The following is a 19,890-nucleotide window of genomic DNA, read 5'->3' as shown; positions in this document are numbered from 1 at the left end:
AAAGGCGGGCCACCATGGCTGATTCCCTGAACCTCACGATCGACGGACAGGCGCGGGAGGTGGAACAGGGAACAACTGGACTCGACCTGTTCAAAGACCAAAAAACCACCGTGGTGATGCGCATCAACGGCGAACTGTGGGACCTCCACCGCGAAGTACCAGCCGACGCCGTCGTCGAATCCGTGGACATCAGCAGCCCAGACGGCCTCAACGTCCTGCGCCACTCGACCGCCCACGTCATGGCCCAGGCCGTCCAGGAACTCTACCCGGAAGCTAAGCTCGGCATCGGCCCATACATCACCGACGGTTTCTACTTCGACTTCGACGTCGACGAACCATTCACCCCGGAAGACCTCAAGGCCATCGAAAAGCGCATGCTGCGCATCGTGAACCAAACCCAATCCTTCCGCCGCGAAACCGTCACCTCCGAACAAGCACGCGAAGCACTCAAAGACGAGCCATACAAGCTCATCCTGCTCTCCAAAGCCGACGAAGCCGCAACCTCCGGCGAAGGCATGAGCGTTGAAATCGGCGAAGGTGACATCACCCTCTACGACAACATCGACCGCAAGACCGGCGACGTCATCTGGCGCGACCTCTGCCGCGGCCCACACCTGCCGAACACCAAGATCATCTCCAACGCGTTCGCACTGACCCGCAGCGCCGCCGCCTACTGGCTCGGCAACGAAAACAACAAGCAGCTGCAGCGCATCTACGGCACCGCATGGCCAACCAAGCAGGAACTCAAGGAATACCAAGAGCGCCTCGCAGAAGCCGAACGCCGCGACCACCGCCGCCTCGGAACCGAACTCGACCTGTTCTCCTTCCCAGACGAACTCGGCTCCGGCCTGCCGGTCTTCCACGTCAAGGGCGGCATCATCAAACGCGAAATGGAAGACTACGTTCGCGACCGCCACGTAGCCGCAGGATTCGACTACGTCGGAACCCCACACATCTCGCGTGCCGGCCTCTTCCACACCTCGGGACACCTCCCGTACTACGCAGACACGATGTTCCCACCACTGACCGTGGACGCAGAACACGACGAAGACGGCAACGTGACCAAGCCGGGCCAGGAATACCGCCTCAAAGCGATGAACTGCCCGATGCACAACCTCATCTACAAGTCGCGCGGCCGCTCCTACCGCGACCTGCCGCTGCGACTGTTCGAGTTCGGACACGTCTACCGTTACGAGAAGTCCGGCGTGATCCACGGCCTGACCCGCGTGCGCGGCTTCGCACAAGACGACTCGCACTCCTACGTGACCAAGGAACAGGCCCCAGAGGAAGTCCGTCACCTCATCGAATTCATGCTCTCCCTGTTGCGTGACTTCGGCATGGACGACTACTACCTCGAGCTCTCGACCCGTGACGAAGACTCCGATAAGTTCATCGGCTCTGACGAACAGTGGGAAGAAGCGACCCGCATCCTCGAAGAAGTAGCCATCTCGACCGGTGTGGACCTCGTCCCAGATCCAGGCGGTGCTGCCTTCTACGGCCCGAAGATCTCCGTCCAGGCCCGTGACGCGATCGGCCGCACCTGGCAGATGGGTACAGTCCAGTACGACTTCAACCAGCCGGCCCGCTTCGAACTCGAATATCAGGCAGCTGACGGAACCCGCCAGGAACCGGTCATGATCCACGCCGCTAAGTTCGGTTCGATCGAACGCTTCATGGGCGTGCTCACCGAGCACTACGCGGGAGCTTTCCCAGCGTGGCTCGCACCAGTTCAGGTCCGTGCGATCCCTGTAGCCGACGTATTCAACGACTACCTCGCAGAAGTCGTTGACCGTCTCAAAGCCGAAGGCATCCGCGCGGAGTTGGACGACAGCCATGACCGCTTCCCGAAGAAGATCCGCAACGCATCCAAGGAAAAGATCCCGTTCACGCTCATCGCTGGCGGCGAGGATCAGGAAGCCAACGCGGTCTCGTTCCGTTACCGCGACGGTTCCCAGGACAACCAGGTACCGGTAGATGAAGCCATCGAGCGCATCGTGAAGCACGTCCGCGAACGGATCAACACTGACCATGCCTGAGCCTGAACAGCCTCAACAGGATCACGACGCCGAGGTCACCGACGACTTCGAGCTCGCTTCAGCCTCTGACCGACTAGGCCGTCTATGGACTCCATACCGGATGGCCTACGTCGAGAAGGGTCAGGATCAAGTCAAGGACGAGCATACGTGCCCGTTCTGCTCTGGCCCCCAACGCAGCGACCAGGAAGCGCTCATCGTCTACCGCGGCGAGCATTGCTTCGTGAACCTCAACCTGTACCCGTACAACCCGGGGCACATGATGGTCATCCCGTACCGTCACGTGCCGATGTACACCGACATCACTCCGGAAGAGACAGCTGAGATGGGTGCGCTCGCGCAGAAAGCGATGCGGGTTGCCGCCCACGTCTCGAAACCCGATGGCTTCAACCTCGGGATGAATCAGGGTCAGGCCGGTGGCGCTGGCATCGCGGCTCACTTGCATCAGCATGTGATCCCGCGGTGGAACGGCGACACCAACTTTTTCCCGATCATCGCTGAGTCCAAAGCGATCCCGGTGGTTCTCGGAGACACGCTCCGTCTCATGAAGCAGGGCTGGGACGAGGTCAACTAGCGATGCTTGATCGGTATGCCCGCGGATTCTTCACGGCGTTGTTTCGCCCGCTCGTGCGTACTCTGGCACGCGCGGGCGCAACACCGAACCTGGTCACCGTACTAGGTTCGGTCGGCGCCGCTGTTTCCGCGGTCGCTCTGTACAGCTGGGGTCAGCTGTTTTGGGGCACGGTCGCGATCACGCTGTTCATCTTTTCCGACATGATCGATGGCCAGCTTGCTCGCTACCTCGACCAACAAGCAGAAGCAGGGCACGGTCAAGCCCGCTCCACGGCAGACCGTGCCCTGGGCAACTTCCTCGATTCGTCCCTGGATCGGCTGGTTGATTTCGCTATTTTCGGTACGCTCGCGTTCTGGTGGTTTACCGGCGGCGGGCGCCCGATGTTCGGCACTGCCGCGCTGGTCCTCATGGCTGCTGGTGGGCTGGTTTCTTATGTGCGGGCTAAAGCCGAGGCGCTGGGCTTCGATGCCGCGGTGGGTTTCGTGGAACGTTCCGAACGTTTGGTCGTCGTGCTGGTGTTGACCGGTTTCACGGGATTGGGTTTGAACTCGTGGTGGTGGTTCGGAGGAGTTGTCGCCGTGTGCGGCGGCTCGGTCCTGACGATCGGGCAACGCATCGCCACAGTGGTTTCCCAGGCCCGGGCCGGCCATGCATCGGCACAGACGCGCCGGTGATTCATTGCTGACAATCCATCATCTCGGACGTCATATGACGCTTTTGTTCGCTCGATATGACAGCCGTGCACACCGTTGGACGCAATGACCGATAACATGAACAAGGGTTTGGCCTCGATCAGCCCAAGTTTTCCCTGATCTTCTATTTCGATGACCGAAAGGTATTGTTCGCGTGAACGCACAACCGAACCAGCAGGCAGCTCGTGTCCGCCGTGGGCTTGCTGACCATCTGACTGGCGGCGTCATCATGGACGTCGTGACCCCTGAACAGGCTCGCATCGCTGAAGCCGCGGGCGCTAAGGCCGTTATGGCTCTCGAACGCGTGCCTGCCGACATTCGTGCCCAGGGCGGTGTCTCGCGTGCATCGGATCCCGACATGATCGTTGGTATCCAGGAAGCAGTATCGATTCCGGTCATGGCGAAGGTCCGCATCGGACACTTCGTGGAGGCCCAGGTGCTGGAAGCCCTCGACATCGACTTCATCGATGAATCCGAGGTTCTCTCCCCAGCGGACTACGAGAACCACGTGGACAAGTTCGCGTTCAAGGCGCCATTCGTGTGCGGCGCGACCAACCTCGGAGAGGCGCTGCGTCGCATCAACGAAGGTGCAGCGATGATTCGCTCCAAGGGTGAAGCTGGAACCGGCGACGTTTCCAACGCAACCGGCCACATGCGCAAGATCCGCGCCGAGATCAACCGCCTCACCTCGATGGCTGAAGACGAACTGTATGTTGCCGCGAAGGAACTGCAGGCGCCATACGACCTCGTCGTCGAGGTCGCCCGCGAAGGCAAGCTTCCGGTTCCGCTGTTGACGGCTGGCGGCATCGCAACCCCAGCAGATGCAGCCATGATGATGCAGCTGGGCGCAGACGGCGTGTTCGTAGGCTCCGGTATCTTCAAGTCCGGCAACCCAGAAGCCCGCGCGGCTGCAGTGGTCAAGGCAACCGCGAACTACAACGATCCGAAGGTGATCGCTGACGTATCCCGCGGTCTCGGCGAAGCCATGGTTGGCCTCAACGTCGACGAGATCCCAGTGCACCACCGCCTCGAAGAGCGCGGCTGGTAATCGAACCAGGTTAGAGGGCTAGATCCCTGTTCACTCTTAACGTGGTGTGGGTGATGCAGAAATCTGCATCACCCACACCATTTTCGTGTCCAGAGTCCGGGCTCGTAGCCGCCCTACGCCTTCAGACCGCGGCGCTCAAGCAGCGGGTCGATGCGGGCGTCGCGTCCACGGAATGCGCGGTAGCTCTCCAGGGCATCGCGGGTGTTGCCGCGGGCCAGGAATTCGTCGCGGAATAGCTGGCCAGCGGCACGGATGTCCTCTTGCTCCTTAAACCATTCGACCGCATCGGCATCAAGGATCTCCGACCAGATGTAGCAGTAATAGCCGGCCGAATAGCCGCCAGCGAAGATGTGCTGGAAGTAGCCGGTCTTGTAGCGAGACTCGATCGAGTTCGGGTTGAAGCCGGCATTACGCAATGCTGAGGCTTCGAACCCGGCCGGATCAGCCTCGACATCGGTCCCGGTGCGCTGGTGCCACGCGAGGTCCAGAATCGATGCGGCTAGATATTCACTCGTCGAGAATCCTTCGCCCCACGTGCTGATCGCGGTGAGTTTCTCGATCTGCTCGGCAGGAAGCGGTTCCCCCGTGTGAGCATGCTTCGTGTAGTGGGGGAGAACCTCCGGGTGCACCGCCCACATCTCGTTGACCTGGGATGGGAACTCGACGATATCGCGCCCCACGTTGGTGCCAGCCAACGACGGGTACTGGGCGGCACTCAAGAGGCCATGGAGCGCGTGCCCGAACTCGTGGAACAACGTGATGACTTCATCCCACGTGCACAATGCAGGGTTCCCGCCGGTTGGCTTAGGAATGTTGAGCGTGTTGCAAATGATCGGTCGTGAATTTGCGGCACGTGCTCCTTGCGCCAGTTCGTTCATCCAGGCACCACCACGCTTGGTGTCACGCGCAAAGAAGTCTCCGACGAACAGGCCGATCGCATCTCCGTTTTCCTCGAAAACTTCCCAGATGCGGGCGTCCGGGTGCGGAAGCGGCAGGTCGTTGCGCTCGGTGAAGCTCAACCCATAGACCAATCCAGCTGCACGGAAAACACCTTCGGTCAGAACTGTGTCGAGTTCAAGGTGCTGTTGCAGTAGTTCCGCGTCAACCCCATCGGACTGCGAATCAACCAGGCTGAGCCCGCGTGCACGGTCCCACGGCGCCACAGGAACCTCGGGGGACAGAGGCTCGAGGCCGAGCGTTTCAGCGATGCGTGCATCCTCGCTAGCCGCGTTCGCGAGCGCAGGTTTGGCCAGCTGAGCCAACAGATCGTTGATCGCAGAGACCGAGGTTTCCGAGCGCAGAGACAGAATCTCTTCGGCGTGCGTCTCAAAACCGAGCAACCGGGCGCGCTCGACGCGCAACGCGGCGATTTGCGCGGCGATGGCCGAGCTCTTGCCGTCCGATGCGCGCTGAGAGGAAGCCTCATGCAGCTTCTTACGACCTTCAGCGGTGGTAAGGATCGCCTCATCTGGCTGAACGGTTGGCAGCACGAGCGAGACGCGGTGGCCATCAGCGCCTGCGGTCTGAGCGGCGTGGCGGGTCGCTTCAAGTCGTGCAGGGGAGAGGCCCGTGGCTTCCGCCTCCGTGAGGGTAGGCGCTGCGTCCACGAGGTTCTGCATCGCGAGGCGACCAAACTCGGTCTGCAGATCAGTGAGCTGAGCATTCAAGCCTTTGAGCTTTTCCTGGCCTTCAGCATCAAGTTCCGCGCCACTTGCGCGGAAGGACCGCATTGTGACCTCAACGAGGCGCGCCTGTTCGCCTTCAAGCGCGCCAGCATCGACCTGCTGCATCCGGGCGTACAGGCCCGGATAGAGCGTCATTGCGTCCTGATGTGCCGCAACCATGGCAGTGATCTCAGCTTCAACAGCTTGGATCGGCTCGGTCGCATCGGCAGAGAACAGGTGGAACGCGACAGCGGCGGCACGGTGCAGGCCCTCGCTCGAGAGCTCAAAGGCCTCGAACGTGTTAGCGAACGTCGGCTCGTCAGTGTTGTTCACGATGGCGGCGACGGCTTCTTCTTGAGCCTTGATTCCCGCACGAACCGAGTCGCGCAACAGCTCCGGTGTGACTGTGGAGAAGTCAGGGAAATCGTATGGCAGCCCGCTTGGCTGTGTGAGATAAGTCATGAAGAGACTCTTTCACAGAAAACAAGGCGATGTCACTCTCGAGGGCGCCGGGCTTCCGAAAACAGATGTAAACCGTGCTTGAAAGCGGGCCTTGAGGCGTGGAGCGGCCCATCTCAGCGTTCAAGCTATAGAATGGTGTGTCGAAAGAACAGCTGACATAGGGACGGAGAACCATGGCAGGCCACTCCAAATGGGCAACAACCAAGCACAAGAAAGCGGCGCTGGACGCGAAGCGCGCGAAAGCTTTCGCACAGTTCATTAAGAAAATCGAGGTTGCTGCGCGTGCTGGTGGTCCGGACCTTGAAGGCAACCCGGCACTTGAAGTCGCTGTCAACAAGGCGAAGAAGAACTCTGTTCCGAACGACAACATCGACCGCGCGATCAAGCGTGGCGCCGGCCTAACTGGTGAGGTTGTCGACTACACCGAAATCATGTACGAAGCTCGCGGCCCGCAAGGTTCCGCGCTTCTGGTGCATTGCCTCACCGACAACCGCAACCGCGCGGCGTCTGAAACCCGCGTGGCGATCACCCGTAACGGCGGCACGATCGCTGACCCAGGTTCGGTCAACTACCTCTTCAACCGCAAGGGCGTCGTAGTCGTGCCGGAGGCAGATCACACTGAGGATTCCCTCATGGAGGTTGTCCTCACGGCTGATGTTGATGCCGAGGAAATCACCAAGGTCGGCGATTCTTTCACGATCCTCTCGGAGCCATCTGAGTTGCAGTCTGTCGCTAAGGCCCTCGATGAAGCCGGCGTTGAGTACAGCTCTGACGAGGTCGAATACGTTCCGACCATGAAAGTCGAGTTGGACGTTGACGCCGCTCGCACCTTCATCAAGCTCGAAGAAGCGCTTGAAGAGCTCGACGACGTCCAGGCCGTGTACTCGAACGTTGACATGACCCCTGAGGTCATTGAGGCGCTCGGCGAAGAGTAAGGCAAGAGGTAGAAACTGTTGCTTACATCGCGCCTAGGGGCACGCACGATGGCTAACACGGTGGTTGGCGAGTGCGAGTAGCAGGTGTTGATCCAGGGCTGACCCGTTGCGGGTTGGCCCTGGTTTCTGTTGGTGCTGACCGCACGGCGACGCTTGAGGATGTCCGGGTGATCGGTTCGCCGTCTGAGGTCCCGCTGGACCAGCGTTTGCTCACGATTTCCGAACGAATCGATGCGTGGCTGGATGAGTTCCGGCCTGATGCTTTGGCGATCGAACGCGTGTTTACGTATACGAACGTTTCGACGGTGATGGGTACCGCTCAGGCGATGGGCGTGATTATCGCTGCGGCTGCCCGGCGGGGGATTCCGGTCGCTCTCCACACACCAACTGAGGTCAAAGCCGCTGTCACTGGTAGTGGCCAGGCGGATAAGCAGCAGGTTGGACGGATGGTCACGAAGATTCTGCGGCTGGCGGCTGCTCCTAAACCGGCCGATGCGGCGGATGCTATTGCTATCGCGTTGGCTCACGGTTGGCGTGGCGCTGATCCGGCGTCTAAAGCTGCTGCGTCGGCTTCTAATGAGAGTGGGGTTGCACCTGCGCAGCGGGCTTGGCTTAAAGCCCAGGCTCAGGCCGCGAATAATTCGGCCCGCGCGGAGGCCGCGCTGCGTGCTAGGGCCCGAAAGCCAAGAGGACTATAAGGCTGTTCCTTAGGCATCGCGATGCGATCCGTAGGTTCGAAGATATATTCGGATATAGTGGGGGTCGCGGCGCTTCTTTGCTGCACGACGCGTGCGTCTTCTCCGTGAAAGGTTGTCCATACACATGATTTCTCAGCTTCGAGGCACTGTTGTGGCGTTGAATCTGAACTCGGTTGTGCTCGACGTCAATGGCGTGGGGTATCTGGTCAACGCTGTTCCGCGGACGCTGGGGGAACTCACTGTGGGTGAGGAAGAGACGCTCCCGACTAGCCTGGTCGTTCGTGAAGACTCGATGACGCTGTTCGGTTTCAGCACGGTACGCGACCGCGATGTTTTCGAAGTCATCACGACGGTCTCTGGCATTGGCCCCAAGCTGGGTCTAGCCATTCTCGCGGTGCATTCCGCCGACGAGCTAGCGGCCGCCGTGCAAAGCGAGGACACCAAGGCGTTGACGCGTGTATCCGGCGTTGGACCTAAGTCCGCTAGCCGCATCATTCTTGAGCTCAAGGGCAAGCTAACTCTTTCAGGCGACGCGCCAGCGGAGGCCGCACCTGCTCCTGAAACCGAGTCCGAAGCTCTGGTACGAGCCGCGGAAGCCCAAGTGATCGAAGGTTTGACGGGCTTGGGCTGGACCGAGAAGGAAGCTAAGAAGGTTCTGGCTGCGACCCTCAAGGCACAGCCTGAACTGGCGGGAGCCTCGGTTCCTGAGCTGTTGCGAGCCACGTTGCGTGGAGTGGGCGCTGGGTCCGGCGTACGGTCTTAACATCACGGGTAATCAGCAAGGGGAGAGGAACGCACCGAGATGGCAGATGACATGTCGCGTGGACTCGTGGACGCAACGGGCGAACCCGAGGAACGCGCGCTTGAAGCTGCGATGCGTCCTAAGAACTTCGATGAGTTCGTGGGCCAGTCGCGGGTTCGTGAGCAGCTATCTTTGGTCCTCGAATCTTCGAAGTTGCGTGGCCGGGTTGCCGATCACGTATTGCTTTCTGGTCCTCCTGGGCTTGGTAAGACGACGCTTGCGATGATCGTTGCAGCTGAGATGCAGGCCCCGCTACGCATTAGCTCGGGCCCCGCCATCCAGAACGCGGGCGACCTCGCGGCGATCTTGTCTTCGCTGTCCGAAGGCGAGGTTTTGTTCCTCGACGAGATTCATCGTCTTGCCCGCCCGGCTGAAGAGATGCTCTACCTGGCGATGGAGGACTTCCGCGTCGACATCGTCGTCGGCAAAGGTGCCGGCGCTACCGCGATTCCATTGGATCTGCCGCCTTTCACATTGGTAGGTGCCACGACGCGTGCGGGTCTCTTGCCTGGTCCGCTGAGGGACCGGTTCGGCTTCACGGGACACCTGGACTTCTATTCGGTCGAAGAGCTCGAGATGGTTTTACGGCGTTCGGCAGTGATGCTCGATGTGCGGCTCACTGACGACGGCTACCGGCAAATCGCGTCACGTTCCCGTGGTACCCCGCGTATCGCGAACAGGCTTCTTCGGCGTGTGCGTGACTGGTCACTCGTGCATCGCATCGACCGGATCGATGCGGTGCAGGCGGCTGCTGCTTTGGATATGTACGACGTCGATGAGCGCGGTCTGGACCGTTTGGATCGCTCGGTTTTGTTGGCCTTGTGCACCAAGTTCGGCGGTGGCCCTGTTGGCTTGTCGACGCTCGCTATCTCGGTGGGTGAAGAGACGGAAACCGTTGAGGAGGTTGCTGAGCCTTATCTGGTTCGAGAAGGCCTCCTTGGCCGCACTGCACGGGGGCGTGTAGCGACCCCTGCGGCATGGGCGCACCTCGGACTGACGCCTCCTGAAGGTGCACCGGGCTCTGTTGCTGGGAGCGATCCAGAATCCGGTGGTACGGGCCGTCTGATCTGAAACCTGGTGCGAATCCTCGTTTGAAACCTAGGGTGGATGTGCGGCGAGTCGTCGGTTGCGTGGGTTAGGCTAGATCGGTGTTTCCCTTGCGCTTTAAGTGTGCGCAAGATCATGCAACGTTTTCGACAACCTGAATTGAGGAAGCCCCGTGTTCTCCGCGCAGCATTTATTGGCCGAAGGTGAAAAGGCACAGACTGGAGGCTTTAGCCCTCTCTTGCTGATGCTTGGCCTGATGGTCATCTTCCTGGTCTTTACGATGTTCCGTAACCGTAAGCGGATGCAGAAGGCCCATGAAGAGCGCGAGACCAAGCTCGTTCCTGGCGCGGAGGTCATGACGACTGCGGGCATCTTCGGCACTGTCGTTGACACCTTCAAGGACGAGAACAAGGTGTTGCTGGAGCTCTCTCCAGGCAACCGGGTGATGTTCCATATTCAGGCTATCGCTCAGTTCCCTCAGGAAAGCGTTGCCGACACCGCCTCGACCGATGAGCCTAAGGACCAAGACGGCCTTGGCGGCTCTCAGGAACCTGGTCAGCGCTGACGTCTGGCGTCCGGCGCTTCGGACCCTCTTTACGTTGAGGTTTTGAGGCTGCCACAAAGTTTTATTTGTTCATTGCCCGTGTTTGAGAGAAACCCCTATGTCAACATCTAGCCCCAAGCGTCATGCGCGTCGGTCGCTCATCTGGCTTGCAGTGATTCATCTCGTGATGATTGCTGTGCTTGTCGGTGGCGTCGTCGCTGGCAAGACCGGTGCGCTTCCTAAGCTTGCACTGGACCTTGAGGGCGGTACCGAGATGGTGCTGACCCCTAAGTTGGATGACCCAAGTAAGAAGGTCACCTCTGAACAGTTGCAGCAAGCTGTTGAGATTATCCGCCAGCGTGTTGACGGCACTGGCGTTGCCGAAGCTGAAGTGACGACTCAGAACAACCAGAACATCGTCGTCGCGATGCCGGGTATCCCTGATGAGAAGACCCGTAACCTGATAAAGTCGTCTGCTCAAATGCAGTTCCGTCCGGTGATCACGGCGAGCCAGGACATCACCGCGACGCCTGAGAAGGATCTGACTCCGATCAAGGACATCCCAAAGCCTAAGGGGAAGCCTAAGCACGGTTCGGATGACGCATGGGTTACTCCTGAGCTGTTCCGTCAGTTCCAGCAGTGGGACTGTGAGGCGGAGATGAACAAGAAGGAGCGCACGACGTTTAAGGCTGATGAGCCCGCGATTGCGTGTGAGCTCGATCCGCCGTTGCAGGCGAAGTACCTCTTGGGTCCGGTTGAGGTTTCGGGCTCGGACATCACTGATGCTGAGGCGCGTCCAGAGCAGAACTCTCAGGGCTACACGACGGGCGGCTGGGAAGTTGCATTGACCTTCAACAAGAAGGGTGCCGATGCGTTCAAGACTGTCACACAGCGCCTGACTTCCTCGCAGCCTCCTAAGAATCAGTTCGCGATTGTGCTGGATGGCCGCGTGGTTTCGGCTCCGCAGTCGCTGGTGGTCATTTCCGATGGTCGCTCGTCGATTACCGGTAACTTCACCCAGGAATCTGCTCAGGAGCTCGCAGAGCAGTTGCGCTATGGTGCGTTGCCGATGAGCTTCAACATCCCTACTGAGACTCAGGTATCGGCCAAGCTCGGTGCTGACCAGCTGAAGTCCGGCATGATCGCGGGCCTGATCGGTTTGGTTCTGGTTGCTGTCTATTCGTTCTTCCAGTACCGCGTTCTGGGTCTGGTCACGATGGCCTCGCTCATCATCATGGGCACGTTGACCTACCTTGCGATCGTTCTGCTGGGGTGGGGCGCTAATTACCGCTTGTCGTTGGCGGGGGTCGCGGGTTTGATTGTCTCGATTGGTCTGACGGCCGACTCGTTCATCGTCTACTTCGAACGTATTCGTGACGAGTTGCGCGAGGGTCGTAGGCTGCAGCAGGCCATTGAGACGGGCTGGAACCGTGCACGTCGTACGATTTTGGCTTCCAAGGCTGTCAACATTCTCGCGGCCGTTGTCCTCTATTTCGTGGCTGTAGGTAACGTCAAGGGCTTCGCGTTTACGTTGGGTCTGACTGCGGTTGCCGATATTTTCGTGGTGTTCCTGTTCACGCACCCGATGCTGCAGTTGCTGAGCCGCATGCGGTTCTTCTCCGAGGGCCACCGTATGTCTGGTCTTGACCCACGTCTTTTGGGTGCTGAACCGCTGTATGCAGGTGCAGGTCGTGTTCGGGTGCGTCGCCAAACCGGCGATGCACAGCAGGACGGCAAGAAGGACGGTAAGAAGGGTAGTGGGGCCAACCGTGAGGCACAGCGTCGTATGACCATCGCCGAGCGTCGCCGAGCTGAAGAGCTTGAAGCCCGCGAGAACACTCAGGGTTCTGAATCACCGAAAGTAGAGGAGAACTAACGTGGCGAAGTTAGCAACGTGGGGTAACGAGCTCTACTCGGGTAAGCGTTCGTATCCTTTCATTGGTCAGCGCAAGCTGTGGTTCGGTATTGCGTTGGTTTTGATCGTACTGTCGGTCTTGGTGCCGGTCGTGCGTGGGGGCTTCAACCTTGGTATCGATTTCCGGGGTGGTAACGAGTTCCAGGTGGCTCAGGTCCATAAGACTGACCCTAAGCTTGGTGATGATGCGGCGCACGCGGTGATTCCTGATAAGAACGCTCGCACGACTCACCTGGCTTCCAACACGATGCGCGTTCAGACTGACCCGCTGACGGGTCAGCAGGCTGACGATGTCAAGGCCGCGCTCGCGGAGGCATATGAGACCGATGTCGATAAGGTCTCGGTCTCGGCTATCGGCCCAACCTGGGGTGCAGATGTTTCCCGCCAGGCCGGTATCGGTTTGGTCGTATTCATGGTTCTGGTTGCGTTGCTGATGGCGATCTACTTCCGTACCTGGAAGATGTCGCTCGCGGCAGTTGGCGGCCTCATCGTGGTCATGATCGTCACCGCAGGTATTTATGCGGCAGTCGGCTTTGAAGTGACGCCAAGCGCTGTGATCGGTTTCTTGACGATTCTGAGTTACTGCCTCTATGACACGGTGGTCGTGTTTGACAAGATCCGCGAGAACACATCTGATCCGGCGTTGAAGTACGTCATGACGTTCGGGGAGAAGGTCAACCGAGCGGTCAACCAGACGCTCGTGCGTTCTATCAACACCTCGGTCGTCGCGATCTTGCCGGTTGGTTCGATTCTCTTCATCGGCTACTGGCTACTGGGCGCCGGTACGTTGGGTGACCTTGCGCTGGCGCTGTTCGTCGGCATCATCGTTTCGACGTTGTCGACGCTGTTCATTCAGGCGCCGCTGTACTACCAGTTGCGTAAGGGCGACGCAGACGTCAAGGAGCTCGATGCGGAAGTCGCTCAGCATCGTGAAGAGTCGGCTGAAGCACTCGCATAGGATCACGGTTGCACGTTGTCTTGCAACCATGGACTGACAGTGAACCGTGGCGGGACGAGGTATCTACCTCTTCCGCCACGGTTTCTCTGCTTCATGGTGCGATTTTTCCTTCACACCTGGTCTAGACTGACCCAATCACCGTATTGTGTTTACACAGCCAGGCTCCGCGCTTGGCCTAAGAGGAGGCAGCGCTGCCATGGTGCAACAGCGAGTGGGTTCACAGCCGCCACGCCGAGGCCGGTCTTTGTCGCGCCTGATCCGTTTCTCTGGCCGTTCGTCGTTCCCCGCTGCGCCACCGATTCTTGAGCCGCTCCTCCGTACTGTCCGGGCACAGAACCCGGGCGAGGATCTCACACTCATTACACGCGCCTACGATGTGGCCGCTCACTGGCACGAAGGGGTCAAACGGAAATCAGGCGACCCATACATCACGCACCCGGTAGCGGTTGCGACCATCCTGGCCGAGATGGGCTTGACTGGCGCGACCCTCGCGGCGGCACTGCTGCACGACACGGTTGAGGACACCGAGTATTCGCTTGAGGCCCTCCGCAAAGACTTTGGCGACGAGATTGCATTGCTCGTTGATGGCGTGACCAAGCTCGATAAGGTCACGTACGGTGAAGCGGCACAAGCCGAAACCGTGCGCAAGATGATCGTCGCGATGTCTCAAGACATTCGCGTACTCATGATCAAGCTGGCGGACCGCATGCACAACGCACGCACATGGCGGTACGTCAACCCAGAGTCAGCCGCGAAGAAAGCTCGCGAAACACTCGAAATCTATGCCCCACTTGCTCACCGCCTGGGTATGAATACCGTCAAGTGGGAGCTTGAGGATCTTTCCTTCGCGGTGCTGCACCCGAAAGTGTATGAAGAGATCGTTCGCATGGTGGGGGCTCGAACCCCAGAGCGTGAGCGGTACCTTTCACAGGTTCGGCAGGCGATCGAAGCGAACCTCACCGAACAGAAGATCAAGGCCGTCATCACGGGCCGGCCTAAACACTATTACTCGGTCTACCAGAAGATGGTGGTCCGGAAGAAGGACTTCAACGAGATCCACGATCTCATGGGGGTTCGGATCCTCGTCGATTCCGTGAAAGACTGCTATGCGGTTTTGGGCATCATCCACGCACACTGGAACCCGCTTCCGGGCCGGTTCAAAGACTATATTGCGATGCCCAAGTTCAACATGTACCAGTCGTTGCACACATCGGTCATCGGCCCGGGAGGCCGGCCGATCGAGGTGCAGATCCGCACCCATGAGATGCATCAGCGTGCCGAATACGGTGTCGCTGCGCACTGGAAGTACAAGCAGGGCTCCCAGGAGAGTGACCAAGAGACCAGCATCAACTGGCTGAACCGTCTGGTCGCGTGGCAGAAAGACACCCAAGACCCCGACGAGTTCCTTGATTCGCTGCGCTACGTCATCAACTCTGCTGAGGTGTACGTTTTCACCCCGGCGGGGGAGGTACGTTCGCTTCCGTTAGGTTCGACGCCGGTTGACTTCGCTTACGCGGTGCACACCGATGTAGGGCATAGGGCTGTCGGCGCTAAGGTCAACGGCAAGCTCGTCCCGTTGCATACACCGCTGAATAACGGGGATCAGGTCGAGATTCTGACTTCTAAAGCCGAGAACGCTGGTCCGTCTCGTCACTGGCAAGATTTCGTGGCCTCGCCGCGTGCCCGCACCAAGATCCGTCAGTGGTTCTTGAAGGAACGCCGCGAGGAAGCGGTCGAAAAGGGCCAGGAACTGCTGTCTAAAGCGATTCGCAAGGCCGGACTGCCGCTTCAGAAACTCATGACCGCTCAGATCCTCAACGCGGTCGCTCAAGAGCTTCACTACAAGGACATCACGGGACTTTATGCCGGGCTGGGCGAAGGACACGTCTCCTCGAAGAACGTGATGGAGCACATCACGAGCCTGACGGGCGAGCCCGAGGTCGCTGCGCCGGAGCCAGGGCTTGATTTCACGTCAGGGCAGGGTACTTCTCACCGGTCGCAGCCGAGCTCGTCGGGAGTCATTGTTCAGGGATCCCGCGATGTCATGGCAAAGCTCGCTCCGTGCTGTTCGCCTGTTCCGCCAGACTCGATCAAGGGCTTCGTGACGCGCGGTTCTGGCGTGACGGTTCACCGTGCAGCGTGCCCTAACATCGCGAACTTGGGCGGGGCCGAAGCCGAACGCATCGTGGACGTCGCGTGGGATCCACGCGCCCACACCGTGTTCACCGTCGAGATTCAGGTTGAAGCGCTGGACCGCCATTCGCTTCTGAGTGACGTGACGAAGGTGCTTTCAGAGAATCACGTCAACATTTTGTCGGCGAACCTATGGACCACGAAGGACCGTACGGCGATATCCCGTTTCCGTTTCCAGCTCGGAGAGCCGGACTTTATGAGCCACATTTTCGCCGCGATTCGCCGGATCGAAGGTGTCTATGATGTCAGCCGAGTTCTGGGCGGGTCGTCAGAAGATCAGCAATGATCTCGCGTAGTCGCCGCTTGACGAGGGTCTGACGCTTAGTCCCAAACCTTGCGAAGCGATCGCACTGCGCAAGCATCATGTCAACGTCTTCGGGGCTCAGCTCACATTCCACGGGGCTGTGCCCGGTTTTGGGATCAAAGGTTGCCGCGACCCGGTCCGGATAGTCCGTTATCAGACGAGCGATCTTAGTTCTTGGAACATCCGCGTCGCTCGCAATCGACCCGGCGAGCTCTACAGCTAGGCTCAAAGGGGCTACAACCCGCACACCTTCGACATACGCGATGTCTCTCTGGCCCAGATTCAACGGGGCGATATAAATGTTGACGCCGCCGAAGGCTCTGAAACGGCGGCTGATGGCCCGTGCACGCACACTCAAGCTCGTCGGGGGTTTCCCTCCGAGCCAGGCCCACAACGCGCTCTCGTGGTCAAAAACGCTGTTCTTGATGCCTTCCGCGGCAAGCGCAACCTGGAAGCGATAGAGCGCTGCCCATCGAACCTTAGGGTCTAGGCTGACCGGCAAGGCCGCGTAGAGCGGTCCGAGGATGTGTCGGATGAGGTCATCCCTGATGCCTGCGGCGAGCTCAGCCTGCGGAAGCCCCTCACGCATTTCATCCCACAACGCAACCGAGCACAAACGGCTTTTGGTGTGGGGGATCGGCAACAGATCTGGTTGCGGTTTCGGGATATCAAGCACGTTCTGGCCACGACTCATAGCTCTATGGTTCAAGCTCCTATCCGCACATGACAAGGGCCCGGAGTTATCCTGTGGATAACTCCGGGCCCGGACGTCAGCTGACGGGTGCTTAGCCCAGCTCAGCTGCGGAACGCTTGACGGTTTCAAACCATGCGCGGCGAGCATCGAGCGCTTCTTGCGCCTGAGCTACCTTACGCTGGTCACCACTGGCCTGTGCGCGTTCGAGGTCCGCTTCCAAATCAGCAATCGCGTCTTCGAGCTGCTGAAGCATCGAGTTGGAACGAGCCTTGGTCTCAGGGTCGGTGCGGCGCCACTCGTCCTGCTCAGCGGAGCGGACAGCGTCCTCTACCTGGCGAAGACCTGCCTCGATGCGGTGCATGTCACCGCGAGGCACCTTGCCGGCAGCTTCCCAGCGGTCGCGGATCGAGCCGAGAGCGCGTTGAGCCTGCTTGAGGTCCTTGACCGGAAGGATCGCGCGGGCCTCTTCAAGGAGGGCTTCCTTGACCTTGAGGTTCTCGGCGTATTCAGCGTCGATCTCGTCGTTAGCCTTCTTGCGGGCGTTGAAGAAGACGTCCTGAGCGGCGCGGAAGCGAGCCCACAGCGCGTCGTCGTCCTTGCGGGATGCGCGCGGTGCGGCCTTCCACTCGTCCATGAGCTTGCGGTACTCAGCCGAGGTTGGACCCCAGTCTGTCGAGTTCTGCATGCTTTCTGCGCGGCTGATGAGCTCTTCCTTGACGCGCTTGGCCTGGGCGTTGCGGTCGTCGAGCTTAGAGAAGAACGTGCGGCGGTTCTTATCGAACTTGTTGCGTGCCGAACGGAAGCGCTTCCACAGTTCATCCTCGGTAGCGCGAGGCAAACGGTGGCCATTCTTCTGAGCAGACTTCCACTCATCGAAGAGCTCAGCCATGCGCTTCGATGCGCTCTTCCACTGGACCTGCTCGGCAGGTTTGGCGGCGAGTTCTTCCGCAGCCGCAACGATCTTCTCGCGTGCCTCTGTAGCCTCGGCACGCAGTTGCTCTGCGTTGGCGCGTTCGTGCTGGCGCAGGTTATCGATGGCTACGCGAAGGTTTTCGACGCGAGACTCGAGCATCGCGATATCGCCGACGACGTCGCGTGCCTTGACACGCGCATCGATCGCGTTGAGCGCCTTCGGCATCTCAGCAGTTGGAGCCTTGGCAACAACACGCTGTTCAAGGAGCATGATCTCGCCAAGCAGCTCGTCATACTTACGCACGAAGTAGGCGAGGGCTTCGTCGCCGGTTGCATCCGGGTATTGGCCCACTGGGTGTTCGTTGCCGTCCACGATCACGAAGACGTGGCCGTCATCGGTGACTCGCGCGAACTGTCGCGCCTCTTCCAAGCTCGTGGTTGGAACCTGTGGGGCTGGGATCACCGACTCTTTTGCGGTGTCCTTCTCGGCCATCATGGAAGGCGTTGGGGCCTTCGGGGCATCCGGGGTTGGAGCGCCACTTGGCGTTGGGGTATTCGTTTCAGGCTGCGCATCCTGCGTGGATGTGTTCTCCGCGGTTTCCGGGGAGGTGTTCTCCTGGGCCGCAGTGTCCTGGGAGTGAGGCTGCTGTTCAGTCAACGGTCATCACTTTCGCTCAAGGTTGAGACTGCCACGCCTACTGAACTGTTATGTAAGCCTGAACCACTAGCTAAAAGCCCATGCACAGGCTCAAACATGAGTTCAGAGACGAGGCACACACGTACGGATCCAGATTCTACCCGTGTTTCGTCTGAGTGACATGCGTTTTTGTACTGAATTGTGACGCTTTGCGCCACACACGCTCCGGCACCGGTCACCGTTGCTTGTCTAGCTCTAGAATGGGGAGCGTCTTGTGCCGATATCTTTGCACTCGCAGCCTGCGTGGATTGCATAGATGATTGCCTAGATGCACGAGCACATCCGTTTGTTCTGCTGTTGTTTGTTCTCTTGATGTGAGGAGTCACTCGGTCATGTCCCGTAAGTTATCCCTAACTGGTTTTCCTGAATGGCTTCCGCAGGAGCGGATCGTGGAGAACCATGTTCTGGATACGCTGCGTGAGGTGTTCGAGTTGCATGGCTTCTCCAACATTGAGACGCGCGCTGTCGAGACGGTCGGTACGTTGCTGAATAAGGGCGAGATCGACAAAGAGGTTTATGGCGTTGCGCGCCTAGCCGACGATGCGCGAGCAAGTACTAACGATCCCAATGCTCTCGCGTTGCACTTTGACTTGACCGTGCCGTTCGCTCGCTACGTCACGGATAATGCGGGTTACCTGACGTTCCCGTTCCGCCGCTATCAGATCCAGAAGGTGTGGCGTGGTGAACGCCCACAGGATGGTCGCTTCCGCGAGTTTACGCAGGCGGATGTCGATGTGGTGGGCGACGGCGAGCTTCCGTTGACGTATGACCTCGAGTTGGCATTGGTTATGGCCGATGCGCTCGAGCGTCTTGAGCTCGGTGACTTCGAGGTGCGCGTCAACAACCGTAAGTTGTCCGAGGGTTTCTACCGCGGCATCGGGGTTGAGGATCCGGCGGCCGTTCTGCGCGAGATCGATAAGCTCGAGAAGATCGGCGCGCAGGAGGTTCACGAGGCACTAGTTGGACTTGGCCTGAACGACGAGCAGGCGACGAAGGCGTTGAAGCTCGCTGAGATCAAGGCCGCTGATGCCTCGTTCGCCGACCAAGTTGAGGCGCTCGGCGTTGAACACGAGCTGCTGAGCGAGGGCCTTGCGGAACTCAAGTCGCTCATCGAGGTGGCGGCAAAGATCAAGCCGGGCCGCATCGTCGCTGATCTTTCGATTGCGCGCGGCCTCGACTACTACACCGGCACGGTGTACGAGACCACGTTGATCGGTCACGAATCCCTGGGTTCAATCTGCTCGGGTGGCCGCTACGAGTCCCTCGCAACCAAGGGTAAGAAGAACTATCCGGGCGTCGGCCTTTCGATTGGCGTGTCCCGGTTGGTTTCCCGGTTGCTTTCGACCGAGCAACTCGTGGCCAGCCGTGCTGTTCCGACCGCGGTACTCATGGCCCTTCCTGGCGAGGATGACTTCGCTGAAGCCCTCGAGGTTGCTCAGCTGTTGCGTTCCCGTGGCGTGGCCACGGAGATCATGGGCAAGCCGGAGAAGTTCGGCAAGCAGATCCGCCACGCTGATCGCCGCGGGATCCCGTACGTCTGGTTCATGTCCCATGACGATGCGGGACACCGCGTTCACGAGGTCAAGGACATCCGCTCGGGTGAGCAGGTCAGTGCCGATCCGAACACGTGGAAGCCGGCGGAAGTAGATCTTCGTCCTGCGGTTGGGGCTAACGCCGATGCCGCCTCGCGCTGATTAGCCATTAGACTGGCTCATAGT

Annotated in this window: 16 protein-coding genes; 13 read left to right on the top strand and 3 right to left on the bottom strand. The window is 59.5% G+C overall.

The genetic code is table 11. From position 1 onward, the window contains the following. The first annotated feature begins 14 nt into the window (after positions 1-14). From thrS to pdxS, 4 genes are all read left to right on the top strand, one after another. On the top strand, positions 15-2,036 hold the full coding sequence (gene thrS, locus JOD50_RS09080; protein WP_204881272.1) for a threonine--tRNA ligase: 2,022 nt from the start codon (positions 15-17) through the stop codon (positions 2,034-2,036). Further along, on the top strand, positions 2,029-2,607 hold the full coding sequence (locus tag JOD50_RS09075) for an HIT family protein (RefSeq protein ID WP_204881269.1): 579 nt from the start codon (positions 2,029-2,031) through the stop codon (positions 2,605-2,607). Before thrS ends, JOD50_RS09075 begins: the two co-directional genes overlap by 8 nt. 2 nt (positions 2,608-2,609) lie before the next feature. Further along, positions 2,610-3,281, top strand: a complete 672-nt coding sequence (gene pgsA / locus JOD50_RS09070) for a phosphatidylinositol phosphate synthase (RefSeq protein ID WP_204881268.1) — start codon at positions 2,610-2,612, stop codon at positions 3,279-3,281. Positions 3,282-3,453: 172 nt separating this feature from the next. After that, on the top strand, positions 3,454-4,347 hold the full coding sequence (gene pdxS, locus JOD50_RS09065) for a pyridoxal 5'-phosphate synthase lyase subunit PdxS (RefSeq protein ID WP_101629374.1): 894 nt from the start codon (positions 3,454-3,456) through the stop codon (positions 4,345-4,347). 113 nt (positions 4,348-4,460) lie between these two features. Here pdxS and JOD50_RS09060 read toward each other — a convergent pair whose 3' ends face one another. Beyond that, positions 4,461-6,473, bottom strand: a complete 2,013-nt coding sequence (locus JOD50_RS09060) for a M3 family metallopeptidase (RefSeq protein WP_204881267.1) — start codon at positions 6,471-6,473, stop codon at positions 4,461-4,463. 173 nt (positions 6,474-6,646) lie between these two features. Between JOD50_RS09060 and JOD50_RS09055 the strand changes: the two genes are divergently transcribed. The 8 genes from JOD50_RS09055 to JOD50_RS09020 all read left to right on the top strand — a co-directional run bounded on the left by JOD50_RS09055 (position 6,647) and on the right by JOD50_RS09020 (position 15,851). After that, positions 6,647-7,408, top strand: a complete 762-nt coding sequence (locus JOD50_RS09055) for a YebC/PmpR family DNA-binding transcriptional regulator (protein ID WP_204881266.1) — start codon at positions 6,647-6,649, stop codon at positions 7,406-7,408. A gap of 71 nt (positions 7,409-7,479) precedes the next feature. Further along, positions 7,480-8,106, top strand: coding sequence for a crossover junction endodeoxyribonuclease RuvC (ruvC, locus tag JOD50_RS09050; protein WP_101629371.1), 627 nt, complete (start codon positions 7,480-7,482; stop codon positions 8,104-8,106). A gap of 124 nt (positions 8,107-8,230) precedes the next feature. After that, entirely contained in the window at positions 8,231-8,869 is a 639-nt protein-coding gene (ruvA, locus tag JOD50_RS09045) for a Holliday junction branch migration protein RuvA (protein ID WP_204881265.1), read from the top strand. A gap of 51 nt (positions 8,870-8,920) precedes the next feature. Further along, the gene (gene ruvB / locus JOD50_RS09040; RefSeq protein ID WP_204881627.1) at positions 8,921-9,979 is read left to right on the top strand and encodes a Holliday junction branch migration DNA helicase RuvB; all 1,059 of its coding nucleotides are present in this window, start codon (positions 8,921-8,923) and stop codon (positions 9,977-9,979) included. A 148-nt stretch (positions 9,980-10,127) separates the two neighbouring features. Next, the gene (gene yajC / locus JOD50_RS09035) at positions 10,128-10,520 is read left to right on the top strand and encodes a preprotein translocase subunit YajC (protein WP_204881264.1); all 393 of its coding nucleotides are present in this window, start codon (positions 10,128-10,130) and stop codon (positions 10,518-10,520) included. Between the two features lie 97 nt (positions 10,521-10,617). Continuing rightward, complete coding sequence (secD, locus tag JOD50_RS09030) at positions 10,618-12,375, top strand: protein translocase subunit SecD (protein WP_204881263.1); 1,758 nt, start codon at positions 10,618-10,620, stop codon at positions 12,373-12,375. A 1-nt stretch (position 12,376) separates the two neighbouring features. Then, on the top strand, positions 12,377-13,372 hold the full coding sequence (gene secF, locus JOD50_RS09025) for a protein translocase subunit SecF (RefSeq protein WP_204881262.1): 996 nt from the start codon (positions 12,377-12,379) through the stop codon (positions 13,370-13,372). A gap of 196 nt (positions 13,373-13,568) precedes the next feature. After that, positions 13,569-15,851 (top strand): RelA/SpoT family protein, encoded by a 2,283-nt coding sequence (locus tag JOD50_RS09020; RefSeq protein WP_204881261.1) that lies wholly within the window; start codon positions 13,569-13,571, stop codon positions 15,849-15,851. Here JOD50_RS09020 and JOD50_RS09015 read toward each other — a convergent pair. Together JOD50_RS09015 and JOD50_RS09010 are read right to left on the bottom strand one after the other, a co-directional pair. Next, on the bottom strand, positions 15,811-16,563 hold the full coding sequence (locus JOD50_RS09015; RefSeq protein WP_204881260.1) for a hypothetical protein: 753 nt from the start codon (positions 16,561-16,563) through the stop codon (positions 15,811-15,813). The genes JOD50_RS09020 and JOD50_RS09015 overlap by 41 nt on opposite strands. Positions 16,564-16,654: 91 nt before the next feature. Beyond that, positions 16,655-18,133: a DUF349 domain-containing protein gene (locus JOD50_RS09010; RefSeq protein ID WP_239541566.1), complete on the bottom strand. Its 1,479-nt coding sequence runs from the start codon at positions 18,131-18,133 to the stop codon at positions 16,655-16,657. A 371-nt stretch (positions 18,134-18,504) separates the two neighbouring features. Between JOD50_RS09010 and hisS the strand changes: the two genes are divergently transcribed. Further along, complete coding sequence (hisS, locus tag JOD50_RS09005) at positions 18,505-19,866, top strand: histidine--tRNA ligase (RefSeq protein WP_204881259.1); 1,362 nt, start codon at positions 18,505-18,507, stop codon at positions 19,864-19,866. Positions 19,867-19,890 lie beyond the last annotated feature (24 nt).

Source organism: Pseudoglutamicibacter cumminsii (assembly GCF_016907775.1).
Lineage (GTDB): Bacteria > Actinomycetota > Actinomycetes > Actinomycetales > Micrococcaceae > Pseudoglutamicibacter > Pseudoglutamicibacter cumminsii.
Note: the sequence above shows the minus strand (reverse complement) of the source record. Positions and strands in the feature narration are given on the sequence as shown.